This window comes from Streptomyces sp. CS113 (genome assembly GCF_002188365.1).
Lineage (GTDB): Bacteria > Actinomycetota > Actinomycetes > Streptomycetales > Streptomycetaceae > Streptomyces > Streptomyces tendae.
In genome coordinates this window covers 2,970,514-2,991,394 of sequence record NZ_KZ195574.1, presented here as the reverse complement: position 1 = coordinate 2,991,394, position 20,881 = coordinate 2,970,514, and the positions used below count along the sequence as shown (strand labels likewise).

Annotated in this window: 20 protein-coding genes and 1 riboswitch; of the genes, 8 read left to right on the top strand and 12 right to left on the bottom strand. The window is 70.8% G+C overall.

The window, feature by feature from the left end; all coding sequences use genetic code 11:
- Positions 1-120: 120 nt before the first annotated feature.
- A riboswitch (cobalamin riboswitch) is annotated at positions 121-282 on the bottom strand.
- A 61-nt stretch (positions 283-343) separates the two neighbouring features.
- The 4 genes from B9W62_RS12840 to B9W62_RS12825 form a co-directional block, all read right to left on the bottom strand.
- Entirely contained in the window at positions 344-850 is a 507-nt protein-coding gene (locus B9W62_RS12840; protein WP_087811880.1) for a GNAT family N-acetyltransferase, read from the bottom strand.
- 105 nt (positions 851-955) lie between these two features.
- Entirely contained in the window at positions 956-2,566 is a 1,611-nt protein-coding gene (mctP, locus tag B9W62_RS12835) for a monocarboxylate uptake permease MctP (protein WP_087807307.1), read from the bottom strand.
- Positions 2,563-2,853, bottom strand: a complete 291-nt coding sequence (locus B9W62_RS12830) for a DUF3311 domain-containing protein (RefSeq protein WP_179235466.1) — start codon at positions 2,851-2,853, stop codon at positions 2,563-2,565. Before B9W62_RS12830 ends, mctP begins: the two co-directional genes overlap by 4 nt.
- Positions 2,854-2,987: 134 nt before the next feature.
- Positions 2,988-3,752, bottom strand: a complete 765-nt coding sequence (locus B9W62_RS12825) for a GntR family transcriptional regulator (RefSeq protein WP_003973740.1) — start codon at positions 3,750-3,752, stop codon at positions 2,988-2,990.
- A gap of 455 nt (positions 3,753-4,207) precedes the next feature.
- On the opposite strand from B9W62_RS12825, the gene dasA reads away from it, so the two are divergent.
- The 4 genes from dasA (at position 4,208) to B9W62_RS12805 (ending at position 8,886) form a co-directional block, all read left to right on the top strand.
- A complete protein-coding gene (gene dasA, locus B9W62_RS12820; protein ID WP_087807305.1) occupies positions 4,208-5,485 on the top strand; it encodes a N,N'-diacetylchitobiose ABC transporter substrate-binding protein DasA in 1,278 nt (425 codons plus the stop codon).
- Between the two features lie 88 nt (positions 5,486-5,573).
- The gene (locus tag B9W62_RS12815) at positions 5,574-6,560 is read left to right on the top strand and encodes a carbohydrate ABC transporter permease (RefSeq protein ID WP_087807304.1); all 987 of its coding nucleotides are present in this window, start codon (positions 5,574-5,576) and stop codon (positions 6,558-6,560) included.
- On the top strand, positions 6,557-7,387 hold the full coding sequence (locus tag B9W62_RS12810) for a carbohydrate ABC transporter permease (protein WP_087807303.1): 831 nt from the start codon (positions 6,557-6,559) through the stop codon (positions 7,385-7,387). The genes B9W62_RS12815 and B9W62_RS12810 overlap by 4 nt, the downstream gene beginning before the upstream one ends.
- A gap of 8 nt (positions 7,388-7,395) precedes the next feature.
- Positions 7,396-8,886 carry a glycoside hydrolase family 3 protein gene (locus tag B9W62_RS12805; RefSeq protein ID WP_087807302.1) on the top strand — a complete coding sequence of 497 codons (1,491 nt, stop codon included), beginning with the start codon at positions 7,396-7,398 and terminating at the stop codon, positions 8,884-8,886.
- A gap of 514 nt (positions 8,887-9,400) precedes the next feature.
- Here the strand turns inward: B9W62_RS12805 and nagB are convergent.
- Together nagB and B9W62_RS12795 are read right to left on the bottom strand one after the other, a co-directional pair.
- On the bottom strand, positions 9,401-10,186 hold the full coding sequence (nagB, locus tag B9W62_RS12800) for a glucosamine-6-phosphate deaminase (RefSeq protein ID WP_087807301.1): 786 nt from the start codon (positions 10,184-10,186) through the stop codon (positions 9,401-9,403).
- A gap of 134 nt (positions 10,187-10,320) precedes the next feature.
- Positions 10,321-11,073 carry an SDR family oxidoreductase gene (locus B9W62_RS12795; RefSeq protein ID WP_087807300.1) on the bottom strand — a complete coding sequence of 251 codons (753 nt, stop codon included), beginning with the start codon at positions 11,071-11,073 and terminating at the stop codon, positions 10,321-10,323.
- Between the two features lie 96 nt (positions 11,074-11,169).
- On the opposite strand from B9W62_RS12795, the gene B9W62_RS12790 reads away from it, so the two are divergent.
- Together B9W62_RS12790 and B9W62_RS12785 are read left to right on the top strand one after the other, a co-directional pair.
- Positions 11,170-11,814, top strand: a complete 645-nt coding sequence (locus B9W62_RS12790) for a TetR/AcrR family transcriptional regulator (protein ID WP_087811879.1) — start codon at positions 11,170-11,172, stop codon at positions 11,812-11,814.
- Positions 11,815-12,240: 426 nt separating this feature from the next.
- Positions 12,241-13,716 carry a sensor histidine kinase gene (locus B9W62_RS12785; protein WP_087807299.1) on the top strand — a complete coding sequence of 492 codons (1,476 nt, stop codon included), beginning with the start codon at positions 12,241-12,243 and terminating at the stop codon, positions 13,714-13,716.
- A 187-nt stretch (positions 13,717-13,903) separates the two neighbouring features.
- On the opposite strand, the gene B9W62_RS12780 is transcribed toward B9W62_RS12785, so the two are convergent.
- Positions 13,904-14,161, bottom strand: a complete 258-nt coding sequence (locus B9W62_RS12780; RefSeq protein ID WP_003973730.1) for a WhiB family transcriptional regulator — start codon at positions 14,159-14,161, stop codon at positions 13,904-13,906.
- A gap of 320 nt (positions 14,162-14,481) precedes the next feature.
- On the bottom strand, positions 14,482-15,450 hold the full coding sequence (locus tag B9W62_RS12775; protein ID WP_087807298.1) for a diacylglycerol/lipid kinase family protein: 969 nt from the start codon (positions 15,448-15,450) through the stop codon (positions 14,482-14,484).
- A 127-nt stretch (positions 15,451-15,577) separates the two neighbouring features.
- Between B9W62_RS12775 and B9W62_RS12770 the strand changes: the two genes are divergently transcribed.
- Positions 15,578-16,051 carry a hypothetical protein gene (locus tag B9W62_RS12770; protein ID WP_087807297.1) on the top strand — a complete coding sequence of 158 codons (474 nt, stop codon included), beginning with the start codon at positions 15,578-15,580 and terminating at the stop codon, positions 16,049-16,051.
- A 48-nt stretch (positions 16,052-16,099) separates the two neighbouring features.
- Here B9W62_RS12770 and B9W62_RS12765 read toward each other — a convergent pair whose 3' ends face one another.
- The 3 genes from B9W62_RS12765 to B9W62_RS12755 all read right to left on the bottom strand — a co-directional run bounded on the left by B9W62_RS12765 (position 16,100) and on the right by B9W62_RS12755 (position 18,106).
- Positions 16,100-17,164 (bottom strand): RNA polymerase sigma factor SigF, encoded by a 1,065-nt coding sequence (locus B9W62_RS12765; protein WP_179235465.1) that lies wholly within the window; start codon positions 17,162-17,164, stop codon positions 16,100-16,102.
- Positions 17,165-17,181: 17 nt separating this feature from the next.
- Complete coding sequence (locus B9W62_RS12760; RefSeq protein ID WP_004925829.1) at positions 17,182-17,595, bottom strand: ATP-binding protein; 414 nt, start codon at positions 17,593-17,595, stop codon at positions 17,182-17,184.
- Between the two features lie 250 nt (positions 17,596-17,845).
- Positions 17,846-18,106: a UBP-type zinc finger domain-containing protein gene (locus tag B9W62_RS12755; protein ID WP_087807295.1), complete on the bottom strand. Its 261-nt coding sequence runs from the start codon at positions 18,104-18,106 to the stop codon at positions 17,846-17,848.
- 61 nt (positions 18,107-18,167) lie between these two features.
- On the opposite strand from B9W62_RS12755, the gene B9W62_RS12750 reads away from it, so the two are divergent.
- Positions 18,168-19,760, top strand: a complete 1,593-nt coding sequence (locus B9W62_RS12750; RefSeq protein WP_087807294.1) for a Na+/H+ antiporter — start codon at positions 18,168-18,170, stop codon at positions 19,758-19,760.
- Between the two features lie 66 nt (positions 19,761-19,826).
- Here B9W62_RS12750 and B9W62_RS12745 read toward each other — a convergent pair whose 3' ends face one another.
- Entirely contained in the window at positions 19,827-20,735 is a 909-nt protein-coding gene (locus B9W62_RS12745) for a 1-aminocyclopropane-1-carboxylate deaminase/D-cysteine desulfhydrase (RefSeq protein WP_087807293.1), read from the bottom strand.
- Positions 20,736-20,881: the final 146 nt, after the last annotated feature.

The window sequence follows — 20,881 nt, the reverse complement described above, 5'->3', positions numbered from 1 at the left end:
ACTCCCTCGCTCGGCACGGGGCCTGGCGGAGGGAGGGCAGGGGGCAGCTCACGAGCGCACGCGGCGTCGCGTCCACCGGCCCACTCCACGAGGCCCGGACGTCATGGCACCCGGGCCAGGGCGGCCGGGCGCACTGTCGGCAGGTCCTCGGACTGGACAGGCGTGCGCGCACGTGCGAAGACGTACGGATGCACGCAAGTACACCGTTGCGGGACAGTTCCGGATTCGCACCGGATTCCCCTGCGGCGACAGCGAGCACGAGCATACATCTTGTGCCGGGTGGCGCGAGCACCCCCAGATGTTGTGTCCCGGCGGGGTGCCGTGCCGGGGTGCCGCGAGCGTGTCAGAGCGTCAGTTCGTAGGTGAGCAGCATGATGTCGTCCAGCTCCGGCACGGGATTCCAGTCGCGGTCGGGCGTGCGGACGAAGCCCAGACGCTCGTAGAGGCGGTGGGCGGTGCGCATGGTGGCCTGGGTCGACAGCACGACGCTCCGGCAGCCCTCGACGGCCCGGGCCCGGTCGACGCAGGCGCGCACGAGGGCCTCGCCCGCCCCGCGGCCGCGCGCCTCGCGGGCGACGGCGAGCATGCGTATCTCGGCCTCGCCGGGGCGCGCTATGTCCGCCATGGGGCCGCCGGACGGCACGAAGGTCACGCCGCCGAGCACCCGGCCGTCGGCCACGGCGTCCAGCACCTCGGCGGCGGTCGCGCGCTTGGCCACGTTCCTCAGCTCGTCGAGATACGCATCGCTCTCCCCGAAGTCGAGGAGGCCGTCGCGCAGGTAGGCCTGCGCGGTGATCTCGCCGAGGGTGTCGTACTCCTCGGCCGTCGCCCGCCGGATCACGAAGTCCATGACGCCGAGTGTGCCCGACGGGTACGGCAACGGGCCGCCGGATTTCTCCGACGGGTACGGCAACGGGCCGCCGGATTTCTCCGACGGCCCGCTGAAGGGGCGCCGCTAGTGCGAGCTGCCCGCCGTGGCCGGCGGCAGTTCCACCTGGACGCCGGGGTCGCCGGCGTCCGCCGTGTAGTCGCTCGGCTTGGTCTCGTCGACGCCGTCGGGCGCCTTGGCCGCCCGCAGGACGAAGGTCAGGACCACGGTGACCAGGACGTTCAGCACGAAGGCGGTGAGCCCGATGTAGCCGATCTCGCCGATGCCGGGGATCTCGTCGGAGGAGCCGCCGAAGTGCTTCTGCGTCGGCGAGGCGACACCGTAGGCGGCGACCGTGCCGTAGACCATGCCGACCGCCCAGCCGCCGAGCAGCGCCCAGCGGTGGAACCAGCGGGTGAACAGGCCGCCGACCAGGGCCGGGAAGGTCTGCAAAATCCAGATGCCGCCCAGCAGCTGGAAGTTGATCGCGACCGTCTTGTCCATGCCCAGGACGAAGATCAGTGCGCCCACCTTCACCAGCAGCGACACCAGCTTGGAGACCTTCGTCTCCTGTGCCGGGGTGGCGTCGGGCTTGATGAAGTCCTTGTAGATGTTGCGGGTGAAGAGGTTCGCGGCCGCGATCGACATGATCGCCGCCGGGACCAGGGCGCCGATGCCGATCGCCGCGAAGGCGACGCCCGCGAACCAGTCCGGGAACATGTTCTCGAACAGCTGCGGGATCGCCAGCTGGCCGTTCTCCACCTTGACCCCGGCCGCGATCGCCATGAAGCCGAGCAGCGCGAGCAGACCCAGCATCAGCGAGTACAGCGGCAGGATCGTGGTGTTGCGGCGGATCACCTCACGGCTGCGCGAGGACAGCGTGGCGGTGATCGAGTGCGGGTACATGAAGAGCGCGAGCGCCGAACCGAGGGCGAGGGTCGCGTACGTCCACTGGCCCCCCGCGTCCGGCACCACCCCGCCCTTGCCCGTCTCGGTGAACTTGTCGCTCGCCGACGCGAAGATGTCGTCGAACCCGCCCAGCTTGATCGGGATGTAGATGATCGCCACCGCGATGACGATGTAGATCAGCGTGTCCTTCACGAACGCGATCAGCGCGGGCGCCCGCAGCCCCGACGAGTACGTGTACGCCGCGAGCACGCCGAAGGCGATCAGCAGCGGCAGGTCCTTGATGAACCAGTTGGTGTCCTCGCCGCCGCCGACGCCCATCACGTCGAGCACGGCCTGGATGCCGACCAGCTGGAGCGCGATGTACGGCATGGTCGCCAGGATGCCGGTGACGGCCACCGCCAGCGACAGGCCCTTGGAGCCGAACCGGCCGCGGACGAAGTCCGAGGTCGTCACGTACCCGTGCTTGTGCGAGACCGACCACAGGCGGGGCAGGAAGGTGAAGATCAGCGGGTAGACCAGGATCGTGTACGGCACCGCGAAGAAGCCGGACGCGCCCGCCGCGTAGATCGCCGCCGGGACGGCCACGAAGGTGTACGCGGTGTACAGGTCGCCGCCCAGCAGGAACCAGGTGACCCAGGTGCCGAACGAGCGGCCGCCCAGGCCCCACTCGTCGAGGCTGTGCTCGTTCTCGGCCCGGCGCCAGCGGGCGGCCAGGAAGCCCATGGCGGTGACGAGGACGAAGAAGAAGATGAAGACGGCGAGTGCGACGCCGTTCACGCCGTCGTTCATCGCGACTCACCGCCCTTCGGCGAGGAGGGGGCGGCGGCGGAGTGGGCCGCGCGCCCGCGCTGGTCGCGCTGCCACAGCTTGTAGGCGGTCATCGTCAGCAGGGTGGAGATCAGCACCCAGGCCATCTGGTACCAGTAGAAGAACGGGATGCCGATGAAGGCCGGGTCCGTCTTCGTGTACGAACCGACCCAGAGCATGGCGACGAACGGTGCGACGAGGCAGATGCCGATGACGACGCGCACCGGCGTCACCACCGGCTCTCTGCTCACTTCTGTGTCTTCTGACATGCGCGGCTCCGTCCCCTCGCTGATCACCTCGTGCAGTGCGCACGAAATGTAGGTGACGGTGTCGAGACAGCGGAAGACCTCGTCCGTATATCGGTCCCCAACCGCAATCTGGGGCCGCGCGGGCGGGTGCTGGTCTAGTCCTGGGGCCGCTTGAGGCGGGCCACGAACTTGTAGCGGTCGCCGCGGTACACGGAGCGCACCCACTCCACCGGCTGGCCGGTGCGGTCCTGCGAGTGCCGGGAGAGCATCAGCATGGGCAGGCCCACGTCGGTGCCGAGCAGACCGGCCTCGCGCGGGGTGGCCAGGGAGGTCTCGATGGTCTCCTCGGCCTCGGCGAGATGGACGTCGTACACCTCGGCGAGCGCGGTGTAGAGGGACGTGTACTTCACCAGGGAGCGGCGCAGGGCCGGGAAGCGCTTGGCGCTGAGGTGGGTGGTCTCGATCGCCATCGGCTCGCCGTTGGCCATGCGCAGCCGCTCGATGCGCAGCACCCGGCCGCCGGCCGTGATGTCCAGCAGCCCGGCGAGCCGGTCGTCGGCGGTGATGTAGCCGATGTCCAGCAGCTGCGAGGTGGGCTCGAGGCCCTGGGCCCGCATGTCCTCGGTGTACGAGGTGAGTTGCAGCGCCTGCGACACCTTGGGCTTGGCGACGAAGGTGCCCTTGCCCTGGATGCGCTCCAGGCGGCCCTCGACGACCAGTTCCTGAAGGGCCTGGCGCACCGTGGTGCGCGAGGTGTCGAACTCGGCGGCCAGGGTGCGCTCGGGCGGGACCGGGGTGCCCGGGGTCTGGGTCCGGGTCATGTCCAGCAGATGCTTCTTCAGACGGTAGTACTTGGGCACGCGCGCGGTACGGACGGTCGCCCCACCCTCGTTCTCCGCACTGCTGACGTCGGTGCTCATGCTCTGCCTTCCCGGCTCCGGGTGCCGAAGCGACCGCTATCCCTGTCGGCCACGGCTCACATCGTGGCACGGCTTCGTGCCGGGATGGCCCCCGCACGCTCCGTGATCCCCTCTGTATACCCGCGGGAACACCCTTGGTCTAGTCCACAGATGGGTCAGGCGTCGCTGGTACGCGCGTTCGGAGCCGTCGTGGCACGTCATTCGGTGGGGGGTGGTACACCCGGTCCCGGTCCGCCCGATCTGTCGCTTGCGCAATGAAAGGTCCCTGCATATCTCGGTCCCATCACGGAGGCGAGGACTGGGTTTGAACACCCTTGACAGTCCTATTGGTCTGGGCCAAGCTCCCCGTACTGGTCTACACCATTGGTCCAGGTCCCGGCCCCATGGGCGGTCCGCGTCGACGAGCAACCGCGGGGAGGCAGGGGGGTTGTGTGGCATCCCTGAGGAGGGTTGGCGTGAAGCGCAAGCTTATAGCCGCGATCGGTATCGCGGGCATGATGGTCTCGATCGCCGCGTGCGGGGGCGACAGCGGTGACGACGACAAGAAGGCCGGCGCCGACGGCTACGCCGGTGAGACGCTCACCGTGTGGGTGATGGACGGCTCCTCGCCGGACGACTGGCAGGCGGACCTCGCCAAGGAGTTCGAGGCGAAGACCAAGGCCAAGGTCAAGTTCGAGATCCAGAAGTGGAACGGCATCCAGCAGAAGCTGACCACCGCCCTCTCCGAGGAGAACCCGCCCGACGTCTTCGAGATCGGCAACACCCAGACCCCGGCCTACGCCAAGACCGGCGGCCTCGCTGACCTGAGCGACCTCAAGGGCGAGATCGGCACCGACTGGTCCGAGTCCCTCAACAAGTCCGCCGTGTTCGACGGCAAGCAGTACGCGGCCCCGTGGTTCGTGGTCAACCGCGTCGTCGTCTACAACAAGAAGATCTGGGCGGACGCGGGCATCAAGGAACTGCCCAAGACCCGCGACGACTTCTACAACGACCTCAAGACGATCGGCGAGAAGACCGACGCCGAGCCGATCTACCTGCCCGGCCAGAACTGGTACCACTTCGTGGGCCTGGTCATCGGCGAGGGCGGCGAGCTGGTCAAGAAGGACGGCGACAAGTACGTCTCCAACCTGTCCGACCCGAAGGTCGCCGCCGCCACCGAGACCTACAAGAAGTTCCAGGCGCTCTCCAAGGCCCCCAAGGACAAGGACGAGGCCACCCCGCAGCAGGGCGAGATCTTCGCCAAGGGCAAGACCGGCGCCTTCATCGGCATGGGCTGGGAGGGCGCCACGGCGATCGCCACCAACCCGGCGATCGAGAAGGACCTCGGCTACTTCACCATCCCGGGTGCCACGGCGGACAAGCCCGAGGGTGTCTTCCTCGGCGGCTCCAACCTGGCCGTCGCCGCGGGCAGCAAGAAGCAGGAGCTGGCCCAGGAGTTCCTGAAGCTCGCGCTCTCCGACAAGTACGAGGGTGCGCTGGCGAAGGCCAACGGCGTCATCCCGAACAAGGAGGCGCTGCAGAGCAACCTGAAGGGCAACGCCGCCGCCGAGGCCGCCGCGCCGGCCGCCGGTACCGGTGACACCACGCCGCTGATCCCGGAGTGGGCCGCCGTCGAGAACGACCCGAACCCGATCAAGACGTACCTGACGGCCGTCATGAAGGGGAAGTCCCCGGCCGACGCCGCCAAGCAGGTCGAGGGCGAGTTCAACAAGCGCCTGGCGCAGCAGCAGTAGCACCGGGTGAGCCGGGGCGGGGGCTGACACACGACGGCCCCCGCCCCGGCGTCGAGGTGGACAGGTCGAGAAGAGAGAGACCGCGAGCATGACCGTGCAGACCGAACGGCCGCCCTCAGGCCCGTCGGACGTCCGCAAGGCGGACGGTGGGGGAACCGGCGGGTCCAGAGCGAGAGCCGCGTCGCGCGCCGGCGCGCTGGCGCCGTATCTGCTGCTGCTGCCCGCCGCCGCGGCCACCGTGCTGCTGCTCGGCTGGCCGCTGGTGAAGGACGGCCTGCTGTCCTTCCAGAACCTCAACATGGCGCAGCTGATCCAGCACGTCACCGAGTGGACCGGCTTCGACAACTACAAGGAGGTCCTCACCGGCGAGGACTTCTGGCGCGTCACCGTCCGTTCCATCTTCTTCACGGCCGTCAACGTCGTCCTCACCATGGTGGTGGGCGGCCTGATCGGCCTCCTGCTCGCCCGCCTCGGCCGGGCGATGCGGTTCGTGCTGATGATCGGCCTGGTCCTGGCATGGGCCATGCCGGTGGTCGCCGCGACCACCGTCTACCAGTGGCTCTTCGCCCAGCGCTTCGGTGTCGTCAACTGGGTGCTCGACAAGCTCGGCTGGCACTCCATGGCCGACTTCAGCTGGACCGGCAGCCAGTTCTCGACCTTCTTCGTCGTCACCGTGCTGATCGTGTGGATGTCCGTCCCGTTCGTCGCGATCAACCTGTACGCGGCGACCACCACCATCCCCGACGAGCTGTACGAGGCCGCCGCCCTCGACGGGGCCGGCATGTGGCGCAGCTTCACCTCGGTCACCCTGCCGTTCCTGCGCCCATTCCTCTACGCGACGACGTTCCTCGAAGTCATCTGGATCTTCAAGGCGTTCGTCCAGGTCTACACGTTCAACGGCGGTGGACCGGACCGTCTCACCGAGATCCTGCCCGTCTACGCCTACATCGAGGGCGTCGGCAACCAGCACTACGGCATGGGCGCCGCGATCGCGGTCCTGACCATCCTGATCCTGCTCGGCCTGACCGCGTACTACCTCAGGATCGTGCTCAAGCAAGAGGAGGACGAGCTGTGAAGCGCTCGCTCTTCGGCCGCGTGTGGCCCAACGTCACGGCCGTCGTCCTGTTCATCGGCCTCGTCTTCCCCGTCTACTGGATGTTCTCCACGGCCTTCAAGCCGACCGGGGACATCATCTCGGAGAACCCGGTCTGGTTCCCGACCGACATCACCTTCGAGCACTTCAAGACCGCGACCGAGGCCGACCACTTCTGGACGTACGTGAGCAACTCGCTCATCGTCACCGTCTGCGCGGTCGTCTTCTCGCTGATCATCGCCCTGGCCGGCTCCTTCGCCCTGGCGCGGATGCGGTTCAAGGGGCGGCGCGGCTTCATCGTCGGCTTCATGCTCGCCCAGATGGCGCCCTGGGAAGTCATGGTCATCGCCATCTACATGATCGTGCGCGACGCGTCGATGCTGAACAGCCTGGTGCCGCTCACGCTCTTCTACATGATGATGATCCTGCCCTTCACCATCCTGACGCTGCGCGGCTTCGTCGCCGCCGTGCCGAAGGAGCTGGAGGAGTCGGCGATGGTCGACGGCTGCACCCGGGTCCAGGCCTTCCGCCGCGTCATCCTGCCGCTGCTCGCCCCGGGCCTGATGTCCACCTCGATGTTCGGCTTCATCACCGCCTGGAACGAGCTGCCGCTCGTGCTGGTCGTCAACAAGGAGGCGGAGTCCCAGACCCTGCCGCTGTGGCTGACCAGCTTCCAGACCGTCTTCGGCGACAACTGGGGCGCGACCATGGCCGCCTCCTCCCTGTTCGCCATCCCGATCCTGATCCTCTTCGTCTACCTCCAGCGCAAGGCCGTCAGCGGCCTGACCGCCGGCGCCGTGAAGGGATAGCACCACCGATGACGACCCTCGCGAGGGCCACCGACACCCTCACGCGCGACGCGCTCGCCGTTCTCCAGCCCGGCTTCGCCGGCACCACCGCCCCCGACTGGCTGCTGCGCCGCATCGGCGAAGGGCTGGCGTCCGTCGCCCTGTTCGGGCGCAACGTCACCTCTCCCGAGCAGGTGGCGGCCCTGACCGCGCAGCTGCGCGCCGAGCGCGAGGACCTGCTGGTCGCGATCGACGAGGAGGGCGGCGACGTCACCCGGCTCGAGGTGCGCACCGGCTCCTCCTTCCCCGGCAACCACGCCCTCGGCGCGGTGGACGACGTCGGGCTCACCCGCGCGGTGGCCGCGGAACTGGGCCGCCGGCTCGCCGCCGCGGGCGTCAACTTCAACTGGGCGCCGTCCGCCGACGTGAACTCCAACCCGGACAACCCGGTGATCGGCGTGCGGGCCTTCGGCTCCGACACCGACCTGGTCGCCCGGCACACCGCCGCCTACATCACCGGGATGCAGTCCGCGGGCGTGGCCACCTCCGCCAAGCACTTCCCGGGCCACGGCGACACGGGCATCGACTCCCACCACGCCATGCCGCGCATCGACGTCGGCGCCGACGTGCTGGCCGAACGCGACCTGGTCCCCTTCCGCGCCGCCATCGCGGCCGGCAGCCGCGCGGTGATGAGCGCCCACATCCTGGTCCCGGCCCTGGACCCGGAGCTTCCGGCAACGTTGTCCCGGCGCATCCTGACCGACCTGCTCCGCGGCGAACTGGGCTACGACGGGCTCATCGTCACCGACGGCATCGAGATGAAGGCCATCGCCGGCACCTACGGCATCGAACGCGGCACCGTCCTGGCCATCGCCGCCGGCGCCGACGCGATCTGCGTGGGCGGCGGCCTGCACGACGAGGGCACCGTACGGCGGCTGAGCGACGCGCTGGTCGAGGCGGTCCGCGCGGGTGAACTGCCCGAGGAGCGCCTGGCCGACGCGGCCGAACGCGTCCGGTCCCTGGCCCGCTGGGCCGCGGCGAACCGTCCTGGCGACGAGGCCGCGGACACCGCCGACGGCGACGTCGGTCTGCGTGCGGCCCGCCGCGCGCTGCGCGTCACCGCCGCGGGGGAGCCCGCGCCGCTCACCGAGGCGCCGTACGTCGCCGCGCTCACCCCGGTGGCGAACATCGCGGTCGGCGACGAGACCCCCTGGGGCGTGGCCGCCGAGCTGATCCGCCTGCTCCCGGGCACGGAGACCGGCAGCTTCAACGGGGCCGACGCTGGCTCCGAGGCGCTGGCCGCGGCGGGCTCCCGCCGCATCGTCGCCGTCGTCCGCGACGAGCACCGCCATCCGTGGATGGCGGCGGCCCTCGACGTCCTGCTGGCGGCCCGGCCCGACACGATCGTCGTCGAGATGGGCGTCCCGCGCGCGGAACCCCGCGGCGCCGTCCACCTGGCCACCCACGGCGCGGCCCGCGTCTGCGGCCGAGTGGCGGCGGAGGCCATCGCGGGCGTCTGACGACCACCCGTCGCCCCGCCGAAGGCGCCGGTCCCCCGACGGGGCCGGCGCCTTCGGCACGCGTGACCGCGCCCGGCCTCGGACGAACGCGGGCGGACGCCTCGGACGGCGGCCGAGGCAGGCCGTCGCCGCACGGGCACGGGGCACCTGCCGGTGCCGACGGGAGTGCGGGCACGGGGGGTGGATTGGTGCCGGTAGGCCGACGGGAGTGCGGGTACGGGGGACTGGCGCCGGTACGTCGGCGGGGGTACGGGTACGGCGGCGGGTTGGTGTCGGTACGCCGACGGGAGTACCGGTACGGGGGACTGGCGCCGTACGCCGGCGGGAGTACGGGTACGGCGGCGGGCTGGTGCCGGTACCCGGGGCGGTGGGACCGGGGTGTGGGCGTCGTGCCCGTGGTGGTGCGGCGGGTACAACGAAGGCGCCGGTGCCCTGTGAGGGGATCCGGCGCCTTCCGCGCGTGGAGGTCAGCCCCGTCGGCCCGGGGGCGGGACGGGTCAGCTGCCGGGACGGGTCAGATGCCCTGCCAGTCCGGCTTGTGGGCGTAGGTGTGCCGGAAGTAGTCGGCGAGCTTCAGCTTGGAGGCGGCCGCCTCGTCCACGACGACCGTGGCGTGCGGGTGCAACTGGAGCGCGGAGGCCGGGCACACGGCCGCGACCGGGCCCTCGACGCTCGCGGCGACCGCGTCGGCCTTGCCCTCGCCGGTGGCGAGCAGCACCACGTGCCGGGCCTCCAGGATGGTGCCGATGCCCTGGGTGATCACGTGGTGCGGCACCTGCTCGATGTCGCCGTCGAAGAAGCGCGCGTTGTCGACCCGGGTCTGCTCGGTCAGGGTCTTGATCCGCGTCCGCGAGGCGAGCGAGGAGCAGGGCTCGTTGAAACCGATGTGCCCGTCGGTGCCGATGCCCAGCAACTGGAGGTCGACCCCGCCGGCGCCGCCGAGCGCCCGGTCGTAGGCCTCGCACGCGCCCTGCACGTCCGCGGCCGTCCCGTCGGGACCCATGAACGCGTCCATGTCGATGCCCAGCGGTTCGAGCACCTCGCGCCGGAGCACCGAGCGGTACGACTCGGGGTGCTCCGCGGGCAGCCCCACGTACTCGTCGAGCTGGGCGATCCGCGCCCGCGCGGTGTCCACGGCACCCGAGCGCACCTTGGCCGCCAGCGCCTCGTACACGGGCAGCGGCGTCGAACCGGTGGCCACCCCGAGCAGGGCGTCGGGCTTGCGCCGGAGCAGCTGTGCCATGGCCTCGGCTATGAGTTCGCCGCCCGCCTTGGCATCGGGAACGATGACAACTTCCACGCTGGCCTGCCGTTTCGAAGAGAGGACTCACCCGGGGCCCGGGACTGGCTATGTGGTTTAGACCAATCTAACAGAGCGGAGCCGCGCGGTCGCGCCGAAACGGTCAGGCGAGTGGTGGTGTGCCGGCGGTGGTGTCAGGTCAGTGAACCTCCCGTGGCGTCCACCCAGCTGCCCGTGACCCACCGGCCCCCGTGCGAGGCGAGGAACGCGACCACGTCGGCCACCTCGGCCGCCGTTCCCACCCCGCCCAGGGCGGAGAGCGCCGCGGCCCGCTCCCAGCCGCCCTCGCTCCCGTGCAGCATCCCGGCCGTGTTGTCCGTGTCGATGATGCCGGGCGCCACCGAGTTCACCGTGATGCCGCGGGCGCCCAGCACCTTGGAGAGGTCGCGCGAGAACACGTCCAGCGCGCCCTTCGTCATCGCGTACGCCATGTTGTCCGGCATCACCGCCGTGCGGGCCAGGCCCGACGAGATGTTGACGACCCGGCCGCCGTCGCGCAGCCGGCCCATGCCGTGCTTGAGGATGAAGAACGGTGCCTTCACGTTGACCGTGAAGACGGCGTCGTACTCCGCTTCCCCTATCTCCCCGATGGGGCGGGTGTTGCCGATCCCCGCGTTGTTCACCAGGACGTCCAGGCCGTCGGCGTGTGCGTCGAACTCCTCCCACAGGGCCTCGGCCGCCCCCGGAGCCCCCAGGTCGGCCTTGATCGCGAACGCCGAGCCGCCCGCGGCCTCGATCGCGACCACCGTCTCCTTCGCCGCGGCCTCGTTCCTCCCGTAGTGCACCGCGACCCGAGCGCCGTCGCGGCCCAGTCGCTCCGCGATGCCCCGCCCGATGCCCCTGCTCGCCCCCGTCACGAGTGCCGTCCTGCCCGCAAGCACGCCCATGGTGACGCCCCCTTCACATTCGCTAGTGGTCGCTACAGAAGTGACCGTACAGGAGCCCCGAAGCTTTTTTCTAGTGGCCGTTATAAAATGCACTCCATGGTGAGCGGCGAGAAGAGTGAACGGTCCGGGGCGCCTGCTCGGAGCGGTGCGGCCAGGACCCGCGGGCGTCCGCGCTCCTTCGACCGGGCGACGGCGCTGGAGGCGGCGCTGCTGGCGTTCTGGGAGCACGGTTACGAGGCGACGTCCGTCTCCGACCTGACGCGGGTGATGGACATCGGTGCCCCGAGCCTCTACGCCGCCTTCGGCGACAAGCGCTCGCTCTTCGAGGAGGTCGTCCAGGAGTACGGCGCGCGGTACGGCTCCTTCGGCGACCGCGCCCTCGCCGAGGAGCCGACCGCACGTGCCGGTATAGAGAGGATGCTGCGCGAGGCCGCCGCCGAGTACACGGTCCCCGGCCGGCCGCACGGCTGCCTCGTCATCCACGCGGCCGCCAACTGCTCCACCGTCGAAGTCGAGGAGTCCCTGCGGGAGCGGCGCAACGCCAACATCGCGGCCATCGAGCGCCGGATCGGCGCCGACGTGGCGGAGGGCGTCCTGCCGCCGGACACCGACGCGGCCGCCCTCGCCCGGTACACCGGCGCGATGATCCAGGGCATGTCCCAGCAGGCACGTGACGGCGCGAGCCGGTCGGAGCTGGAGGCGCTCGCGGAAATTGCCCTGGCCGTCTGGCCCCGAGGTTGAGCCAACAGGGTTAGGCTTCTGGCGGCTGCCCGGACAGTGGTGCGGCCGACAGAAGCCACCAACGACGAACAACGTCCACCGCATGGACACGGTTAGTGGTCTAGTCCACAATGGTGACTGAGGCACCGACCGTGTCACTCGCGCGAGGTGTCGTCAGGCTTCCGTCCTCCCCGCACAGGAGGACGGACCGAGGAACCGGAGCTCTCTGCCCTGACTGCCCCGGCTCCTCATCCTTCGGCCGACCGGGACCGCACACCCCACGGCCGATGTTGCTCCGGGCTGCGGTGCCGGGAGGGTTGAGGGTCCCTCTCAGGCGCCGCGGCCCGCGGGTGTTTCCGGGGGTCCTCCGGGCGCGTCCCGCGCGGGGGAGCAGTGCGGAGTGGCTGGTTTCGATCGCTGTCCGTACCGCCAGGTACGCTCAGCCCCGTGCCCTCCATGAACGAACTCGTACGCCAGCACACCGCGCTCGACGACTCCGACCTCGAGTGGCTCCATCTGCTGGTCTCGGAGTGGCAGCTTCTCTCCGACCTCTCCTTCGCCGACCTGGTCCTGTGGGTCCCCACCCGGGACGGCACGCGCTACGTCTCCGTGGCCCAGATGCGGCCCAACACCGGGCCCACCTCGTACCAGGACGACATGGTCGGCCACCTCGTCCCGCGCGGCCGGCGCCCCATGCTGGACGCCGCCCTGGACGAGGGCCGCATCGTCCGCGAGGGCGACCCCGAGTGGCGCGAGGAGGTCCCGGTCCGCGTCGAGTCCATCCCCGTGCGCCGTCAGGGACGTGTCCTCGGGGTCATCGCCCGCAACACCAACCTGCTCACCGTGCGCACCCCGAGCCGCCTGGAGCTCACCTACCTCCAGAGCGCCTCGGACCTGGCCCAGATGATCGCGGCCGGCGCCTTCCCGTTCGAGAACCAGCAGGTCGACATGGACGCCTCGCCCCGCGTCGGCGACGGCCTGGTCCGGGTCGACGCCGACGGCATCGTCCAGTACGCCTCGCCGAACGCGCTGTCGGCCTACCACCGCATGGGGCTGGCCGCCGACCTCGTGGGCCAGCACCTGGGCCGCACGACCGCCGAACTCGCCCCCTCCCGCGGCCCGGTGGACGAGGCACTCGCCAAGGTCGCCAGCGGCTGGGCACCGCGCGAGTTCGAGATCGAGGCGCACGACGGGGTGATCCAGTTCCGTGCCATCCCGCTCAAGCCCAAGGGCACCCGCATCGGTTCGCTCGTACTCCTGCGCGACGTGACGGAACTGCGCCGCCGCGAGCGCGAGTTGATCACCAAGGACGCCACCATCCGGGAGATCCACCACCGGGTGAAGAACAACCTCCAGACGGTGGCGGCCCTGTTGCGCCTCCAGGCCCGGCGCATCGAGTCCGACCGGGGCCGCGAGGCGCTGGAGGAGGCCGTGCGCCGGGTCGGCTCGATCGCGATCGTGCACGAGACGCTCTCCCAGAACCTGGACGAGCGCGTGGAGTTCGACGAGATCGCCGACCGCGTGCTGGCGATGGTGGCGGAGATCTCGCCGGGCAAGGTCGCCGGCCGGCGCACCGGACGCTTCGGCATCCTCGACGCCGAGGTCGCCACCCCGCTGTCGATGGTCCTCACCGAGGTGTTGCAGAACGCCCTGGAGCACGGCTTCCGGGACGGCGACACCGGCACGGTCGAGGTCTCCGCGGTCCGCGGCGGTACGACGAAGGAGGCCCGGCTGCTGGTCACCGTCCAGGACGACGGCGTCGGCCTGCCCGAGGACTTCGACCCGCACCGCTCCGGCAATCTCGGCCTGCAGATCGTCCGCACCCTGGTGGAGGGCGAGCTGGGCGGCACCTTCGACATGGTCCCCGCCTCGGAGCGCGGCACCCGGGTCATCCTCGACATCCCGGTGCCCGCCGAGAAGTAACGGCGCGCAACGGGACCGGGGCGTGGGCACAGCAAAAAGCCCCGGACCGGTGAAGGTCCGAGGCCAGTGCTCGTGCGATACATCGTCCGATGCGCATCGGGGGGTACTGCGCGCTGCGGCTCGGGAGCGGGGGATGCGTACTCGCTGTACGCGCCGCCAAGCTGAGGCTGTCAGTAGGGGTGGGTTGTCAGGCGGAGGCCTGACGAGCCCGGTTGCGGGCGGCACGGCGCTTCATTGCGCGGCGCTCGTCCTCGCTGAGACCACCCCAGACGCCGGAGTCCTGGCCGGACTCGAGCGCCCACTGCAGGCACTGCTCCATGACGGGGCAGCGACGGCAGACGGCCTTGGCTTCCTCGATCTGCAGCAGCGCGGGACCGGTGTTGCCGATGGGGAAGAAGAGCTCGGGGTCTTCCTCGCGGCAAACGGCGCGGTGACGCCAGTCCATGGCTGCTACCTCTCCTTGGTATTACATGCTGGGATGCTTGTGAATGTGAACGCTTTCACGAATCCCTCAACAAGGGAAGGGCCTACCGCCAGGTTCCCTGGCGTGGTCCTGTGGTTTGAAGAGGGGTTCCGGTGATCTGTGGATGCCGGTCCTGCGGGCTGTCCCGATCGCCAAGAAGAGACTCGCAAACCTCGGCGGCGGATACAACCCCTTCCGGAAAGTTTTTTTTGATTCTTCGGTGTCGACTAGGTCACAGCCGTACTTCCATGGGGTGGACCCTGGTCTAAACGTTCGAGTGAAAGGACTTTCGCCCCTTCTGCTCACACAATCACACGCAGTGCACGGCGTACGCCTGTGAACGCCACGCTGGTACGCAACCCGAGGTGGTCACCGTCCATCTGAAGGGGCAGAGGCACCTTCGAATGCAAGGTGAAGTCGGTCAGGTCGTGCAGGGAGACCGCGTGCCGGCCGCGCGGCCCGCGCTCGGGGGACGAAGTGAGCAACTGGGTGCCATACCGGGCAACCGCGGCCGTCGACAGCCGGCTGAGCCCGAAGACGTCGAGCGCGGTGTCGAACGAGGCTTCGGGAGAGGCGTAGATCGGGCGGTTGCCGAGGAACGTCCAGGGGCAGGTGTTCGAAACTATGGACAGCACCAGATCGGTGACCGGGTCCTCGCCCGCCCGCTCCAGGGTGATCGTCCCGCTGCGGCGGTGCGGCTCGCCGATGAGCTGGCGCACCACCTGGCGGACGTAGAGGGCGTGCGTCGACTTCTTGCCCCGCTCGCGGTGCTGCTCGACGCGGCCGACCACGCCGGCGTCGAAGCCCAGACCGGCGTTGAAGGTGAACCAGCGGGCCGGCACCCCCTCGTCCTCCGAGCCCGGCGTACCCGACGCGAGGCCCAGGCCGACGGTCCGCTCGCTGCCCTCACGCAGGGCGTCCAGCAGGGCGCCGGTGGCCTCCACCGCGTGGTTGGGCAGGCCGAGGGCGCGGGCGAAGACGTTGGTGGAACCGCCGGGGACCACCGCGAGACCGGGCAGGTGCTCGGGGTCGGGACCCGCGTGCAGCAGACCGTTGACGACCTCGTTCACCGTGCCGTCGCCGCCGAGGGCCACCACCAGGTCGATGTCGTCGCTCTGCGCCGCCTGCCGGCCGAGGTCGCGCGCGTGGCCGCGGTACTCGGTCGTGACCGCTTCCAGCTTCATCTCGCTCGCGAGCGCGTGGATCAGCACGTCGCGCGTGCGCGCGCTCGTGGTGGTTGCCGCCGGGTTGACCACGAGAAGTGCACGCATGCTGTGCAGGGTACCTACTGGGTGGTACTCGGCCCAGACCGATGTGAAGATCGCCACCGGCGCACCGGGTGCGTGATACGCCCGACACCCGGGCGGGCGCGTACGGGCCGAGGGCTACCCTTCAGGGGTGAGCAGTGAGCAGACCCCCACCACCCCCGCCTCCGCGGCCGCCGACGCCGATGCCCGTGCCGAAGCGGCGGATCCCCGCCCCGGGCGGCTGACCGCCGCGGCCGCGCTCGCCGCGCTGGAAGGGCTGGCGCTCGTCGTCGGCGGTGCCTGGATGCTCGTGGAGGGCCTCACCGGGCACCCCGACGACCGGACCTCGGCCGTCACCGGCGGCGTCACCCTGATCGTGCTCGCCCTGCTGCCGCTGCTCGCCGCCCGCGGACTGATCGGCCGGAAGGGCTGGAGCCGTGGGCCCGCCGTGATCACACAGATCATGGCGCTGCCCGTCGCCTACAACATGGTGCGCGCCGACAGCCTGGCCGTCCCGGCCGGCATCGTGCTCGGTGTCGTGGCCGTCACCGCGCTGGTGCTGCTCGTCAATCCCACGACCACCCAGGCCCTCGGCATCCGGGGGCCCGGCAGCGCCGAGAAGTAGCCCCGGGGGTGCCGGACGGCGGCGCCCAGGCCGCGCCCGACCCGGCGGCTACTCCTCGACCAGGAGCTTCTCCCGCAGCTGTGCCAGTGTGCGGGCCAGCAGCCGGGAGACGTGCATCTGTGAGATCCCGACCTCCTGCGCGATCTGGGACTGGGTCATGTTGCCGAAGAAGCGCAGGAGCAGGATGCGCTTCTCGCGCGGGGGCAGGTCTTCGAGGAGCGGCTTGAGGGACTCCCGGTACTCGACCCCTTCGAGGGCCTCGTCCTCGGCGCCGAGGGTGTCGGCGACCGCCGGGGACTCGTCGTCGGTGTCCGGGACGTCCAGGGACAGCGTGGAGTACGCGTTGGCCGACTCCAGGCCCTCCAGGACCTCCTCCTCCGAGATCGACAGCTTCTCGGCCAGCTCGTGGACCGTGGGGGAGCGGCCGTGCAGCTGCGACAGCTCCGCCGTGGCCGTCGTCAGGGCCAGCCGCAGCTCCTGGAGCCGGCGCGGGACGCGCACCGCCCAGCCCTTGTCCCGGAAGTGCCGCTTGATCTCGCCGACGACCGTCGGGGTCGCGTACGTGGAGAACTCCACTCCGCGGTCCGGGTCGAAGCGGTCCACCGACTTGATCAGTCCGATGGTGGCGACCTGGGTGAGGTCGTCCAGCGGTTCGCCGCGGTTGCGGAAGCGCCGCGCGAGGTGCTCGACCAGCGGCAGGTGCATGCGGACCAGCCGATTGCGCAGCTCCGCGTACTCCGGACTGTCCTTCGTCAGCGTGCGCAGCTCGGCGAAGAGGAGGCGCGCACCGCTGCGGTCCTGCGGGTCGTGCCGTGTGCCCTGCGCGCCCCGTGCGCCCGGCGCCTGCCCCTCGGAGTGTCGCTCGTGCTCGCTCATCGTCCCGCCCGTTGCCCTTTCCCGAGCCCCCGCCTCCGCTCGGACGGGACGGACGGGGGTGTCCCCGGTCCGCTGCCCGTCGCCCGGAACGACGGCCTCGGGCGAGGTCTCGTCCTCCGGATGCGGCCGGGCCTGCTCGGGAATGCCGTCGATGCCGTCCGCCGTGCGCCGTGCCTCGTTCGGAGAACGTGTGCCCTCGGCCGGCAGCTCCCGTGTCCCGCGCTCTTCGTCCCGCACCGGCCCGTCCCCGTCCCTCACGCCGGCCCGGGTCCCGCGCCGCGCTGTTTGTAGAGGCTGATCGAAACGGTTTTGTCCTCGTCCACGGCGGAGGAGACCTTGCCCGCGAGGGCGGAGAGCACCGTCCAGGCGAAGGTGTCCCGCGAAGGGGCGTGGCCGTCCGTGGTCGGCGCCGAGACGGTGACCTCGAGCGAGTCGTCGACGAGGCGGAAGACACAACTGAGCACCGAGCCGGGCACGGCCTGCTGAAGCAGGATCGCGCAGGCCTCGTCGACTGCGATGCGCAGGTCCTCGATCTCGTCGAGGGTGAAGTCCAAACGAGCTGCGAGGCCGGCCGTCGCCGTACGCAGCACCGACAGGTAGGCACCCGCGGCCGGCAGCCGGACTTCGACGAAGTCCTGGGTCGCGGGCTCGCCTGCGATCTGGGACACCCTCACCTCCAAGGTGGTACAAGCGTTACAGGGCCGAGGGACGCCCCTCGGGTTAACGCGATACGTGGTTCAGCGGTGACGTTATCGCGCTCCGAAGTTTCCTGTCCCCGAGACCCCAAGCCCATGCTGTCACTCATAGTAAACACGCGAACACGCACAGTGGCTAGGGGGTCGGCGGGCTCAAATCGGAAGAGCGCGCGCCGGGTTGACGTACCCAGACGTCAGACGGTCGAACCGTCCCGGGCAGAGGTCACACGAGGACGTGATCGACGAAGCACCAGCGCCAGCTCTCCCCGGGCTCGAAGGTCCGCATCACCGGGTGACCGGTCTCCTTGTAATGCGCCGTCGCGTGCTGCCTCGGCGAGGAGTCGCAGCAGCCGACATGGCCGCAGCTGAGACACAGCCTCAGCTGCACCGGATCCGTGCCCTCGGCCAGGCACTCCGGACAGGTCTCGCCGCACGGCTCGGGTTCCGGGTGCGGCAGCGCGTCGGCGTGCGTGCACTGTTTCATGATTGCCAGGTTACGACGGGTGTGCGGATGACCGCGCGGAAGACGAGGGCGGGCGAGGACAATGGACGTGATGCCGCTGCTGCTGCTGGTGGCGGGGAGCGCCGCGATCGCCGCGGCGGGACGGCGGGTGCCGGTGCCGGTGCCGCTGCTGCTGGTCGCGGCGGGCCTGGCGGTGAGCTACGTGCCCGGCGTGCCCGACTACACCCTCGACCCGCACATCGTCCTGCCCCTGCTGCTGCCCCCGCTGCTCTACACGGCGGCCACCGACAGCTCGTACCTGGACCTGCGGGCGCAGGCACGGCCCGTGGCGCTGTTGTCCGTGGGCTACGTCCTGTTCGCCACCTTCGTCGTCGGCTGCGCCGCGTACCTCATCGTGCCGGGCCTGCCGCTGACCGCGGCCCTGGTGCTCGGCGCGGTGGTGGCGCCGCCGGACGCGGTCGCGGCCACGGCCGTCGCCCGCCGCGTGGGACTGCCCTCCCGGATCACCACGATCCTCCAGGGCGAGTCCCTGGTGAACGACGCCACCGCCATCACCGCCTTCAAGGTGGCGCTCGCGGCGGCCGTCGGCGAGGGCGCCACCTGGGCCGGCGGGATCGGCGAGTTCCTGATCGCCGCGGTGGGCGGCGTCGGCGTCGGACTGGTCCTGATGGTGCCGCTGCACTGGCTGCGCACCCACCTGACGGAGGCGCTGCTACAGAACACGCTCTCCCTGCTGATCCCGTTCGTCGCCTACGCGGTCGCCGAGCAGGTGCACGCCTCGGGGGTGCTCGCGGTGGTCGTCGTCGCGCTCTACCTGGGGCACCGCGCGTGGGAGGTCGATTTCGCCACCCGGCTCCAGGAGGAGGCGGTGTGGAAGATGGTCGCCTTCGTCCTGGAGTCGGCCGTGTTCGCCCTCATCGGACTCCAGTTGCCCGTCGTCCTCAAGGGCCTCGGCGAGTACGAGGGGATCGACGCCGCCTGGTACGCCCTCGCCGTGTTCCTGGTGGTCGCGGTGGCGCGGTTCGTGTGGGTGTACCCGGCGACCTTCCTGCCCCGGCTGTCGGCACGGGTACGCGCGCGCGAGGGCGACCTCTCCTGGAAGGGTCCGTTCGTGATCGGCTGGGCCGGGATGCGGGGCGTGGTGTCCCTGGCCATCGCCTTCTCCATCCCGCTCACCGTGCACGGCGGCGAGCCCTTCCCCGAGCGCAACCTCATCCTGTTCCTCACCTTCACGACCGTCATCGGCACGTTGGTCGTCCAGGGCGTCAGCCTGCCGCCGCTGATCCGCCTGCTGAAGTTCCCGGCGCACGACGTGCAGGCCGAGACGCTGGCGGAGGCCAACGCGCAGGCGCAGGCCTCGCGGGCCGCGGAGCTGCACCTGGACGAGCTCCTGGCCGACGAGCGCAACGCGCTGCCGGCGCCGCTCGCCGACCGCCTCCGCATGGTCCTGGAACGCCGTCGCAACGCCGTCTGGGAACGGCTCGGCCAGGTCAATCCCGTCACCGGCGAGACCGTCGACGACACCTACCGGCGACTCTCCCGGGAGATGATCAGCGCCGAGCGCGAGGTCTTCGTCCGGCTGCGGGACGGCCGCTACATCGACGACGAGATGCTCCGGACCCTGCTGCGCCGGCTGGATCTGGAGGAGGCCGCCGCGTACCGGGAGACGACGTGAGCACGCGCACGCGTACGTGCACGCGTACGCGGGCGCGTAGGCGTGCGTGCGGTGGTCCGGTGCGGCTCAGGGAAAGGGGCGGCCGGTGACGACCGCCGCCAGGGCCGTCCCGCGCGGGAAGGCGCCCTCCTCGGTGAGGGCGAGCAGGGCGTACAGCATCTTGGCGACGTAGACGCGCTCCACGGGGAGGCCGTGGCGGCGTTCGAAGTCCTCGGCGAAGGCGTCCAGCGCCGGTGTCGTGCGGGCGTAGCCGCCGTGGTGGAAGCGGTCGTCCAGGCTCCAGGTGCCGCGCGGCCCGCCGAACGCGCGTTCCTGGAGCCGCCGTATGTCGCCCTCCAGGAAGCCGCCCCTGAGCACGGGTATGCCGAGGGCCCGCCGCCCCCGGGGAAGCCCGGCGGCCAGCCCGGCGAGGGTGCCACCGGTGCCGCAGGCGAGGGCGGCCACGTCGGCGTGCTCGCCCAGCTCCTCGCCCAGGGCGCGGCAGCCGCGGACCGCCTCCGTGTTGCTGCCGCCCTCGGGGACGACGACGGCGCCCTCGGCGTCCACCGCCCGGAGGAGGGCCGCCAGCGTCTCCGGTTCGGACTTGCGCCGGTACGTCGAGCGGTCGACGAAGTGCAGCCGCATCCCGTCGGCGGCGCACCGGGCCAGGGACGGGTTGAGCGGCCGGCCGGCCAGCTCCTGACCGCGGACCACGCCCACGGTGGACAGCCCGAGCAGCCGGCCCGCGGCGGCCGCGGCGCGCAGGTGGTTGGAGTAGGCGCCGCCGAACGTGACGACGGTACGGCCGTCCGCCGCGGCGAGCACCGGTGCCAGCTTGCGCCATTTGTTGCCGACCAGCTCGGGGTGGATCAGATCGTCCCGCTTGAGCAGCAACCGGACGCCGCGCCGCTCGAACCGTCCGTCGGCCACCTCGTGCAGGGGGGAGGGCAGACGGGGCCGCAGGGCGGCGAGGTCGCGGGTGTCGGTGCCGGTCACCCGGCCATTGTCCCGCCGCCGCCCGGCGCACACCTCCCGCGGCCCGGTCCCAGAGCCACTGCGCCCGGCGGTGGGCCGCCGCGGCCGCCGGTCCCCGGATCGCCCGCTCTGGTTGTTCTGCGGGGTGCTGCCGTCGGTGCGCGGAT

Coding starts and splice junctions, on each gene's coding strand:
- B9W62_RS12790 (WP_087811879.1), top strand. CDS start 11,170: ATGGTGAGCGGCGAGAAGAGTGAACGGTCCGGGGCGCCTGCTCGGAGC.
- B9W62_RS12840 (WP_087811880.1), bottom strand. CDS start 850: ATGGACTTCGTGATCCGGCGGGCGACGGCCGAGGAGTACGACACCCTC.
- B9W62_RS12815 (WP_087807304.1), top strand. CDS start 5,574: ATGACCGTGCAGACCGAACGGCCGCCCTCAGGCCCGTCGGACGTCCGC.
- mctP (WP_087807307.1), bottom strand. CDS start 2,566: ATGAACGACGGCGTGAACGGCGTCGCACTCGCCGTCTTCATCTTCTTC.
- B9W62_RS12750 (WP_087807294.1), top strand. CDS start 18,168: ATGGACGTGATGCCGCTGCTGCTGCTGGTGGCGGGGAGCGCCGCGATC.
- B9W62_RS12755 (WP_087807295.1), bottom strand. CDS start 18,106: ATGAAACAGTGCACGCACGCCGACGCGCTGCCGCACCCGGAACCCGAG.
- B9W62_RS12805 (WP_087807302.1), top strand. CDS start 7,396: ATGACGACCCTCGCGAGGGCCACCGACACCCTCACGCGCGACGCGCTC.
- B9W62_RS12795 (WP_087807300.1), bottom strand. CDS start 11,073: ATGGGCGTGCTTGCGGGCAGGACGGCACTCGTGACGGGGGCGAGCAGG.
- B9W62_RS12780 (WP_003973730.1), bottom strand. CDS start 14,161: ATGGACTGGCGTCACCGCGCCGTTTGCCGCGAGGAAGACCCCGAGCTC.
- B9W62_RS12825 (WP_003973740.1), bottom strand. CDS start 3,752: ATGAGCACCGACGTCAGCAGTGCGGAGAACGAGGGTGGGGCGACCGTC.
- B9W62_RS12830 (WP_179235466.1), bottom strand. CDS start 2,853: ATGTCAGAAGACACAGAAGTGAGCAGAGAGCCGGTGGTGACGCCGGTG.
- B9W62_RS12775 (WP_087807298.1), bottom strand. CDS start 15,450: ATGCGTGCACTTCTCGTGGTCAACCCGGCGGCAACCACCACGAGCGCG.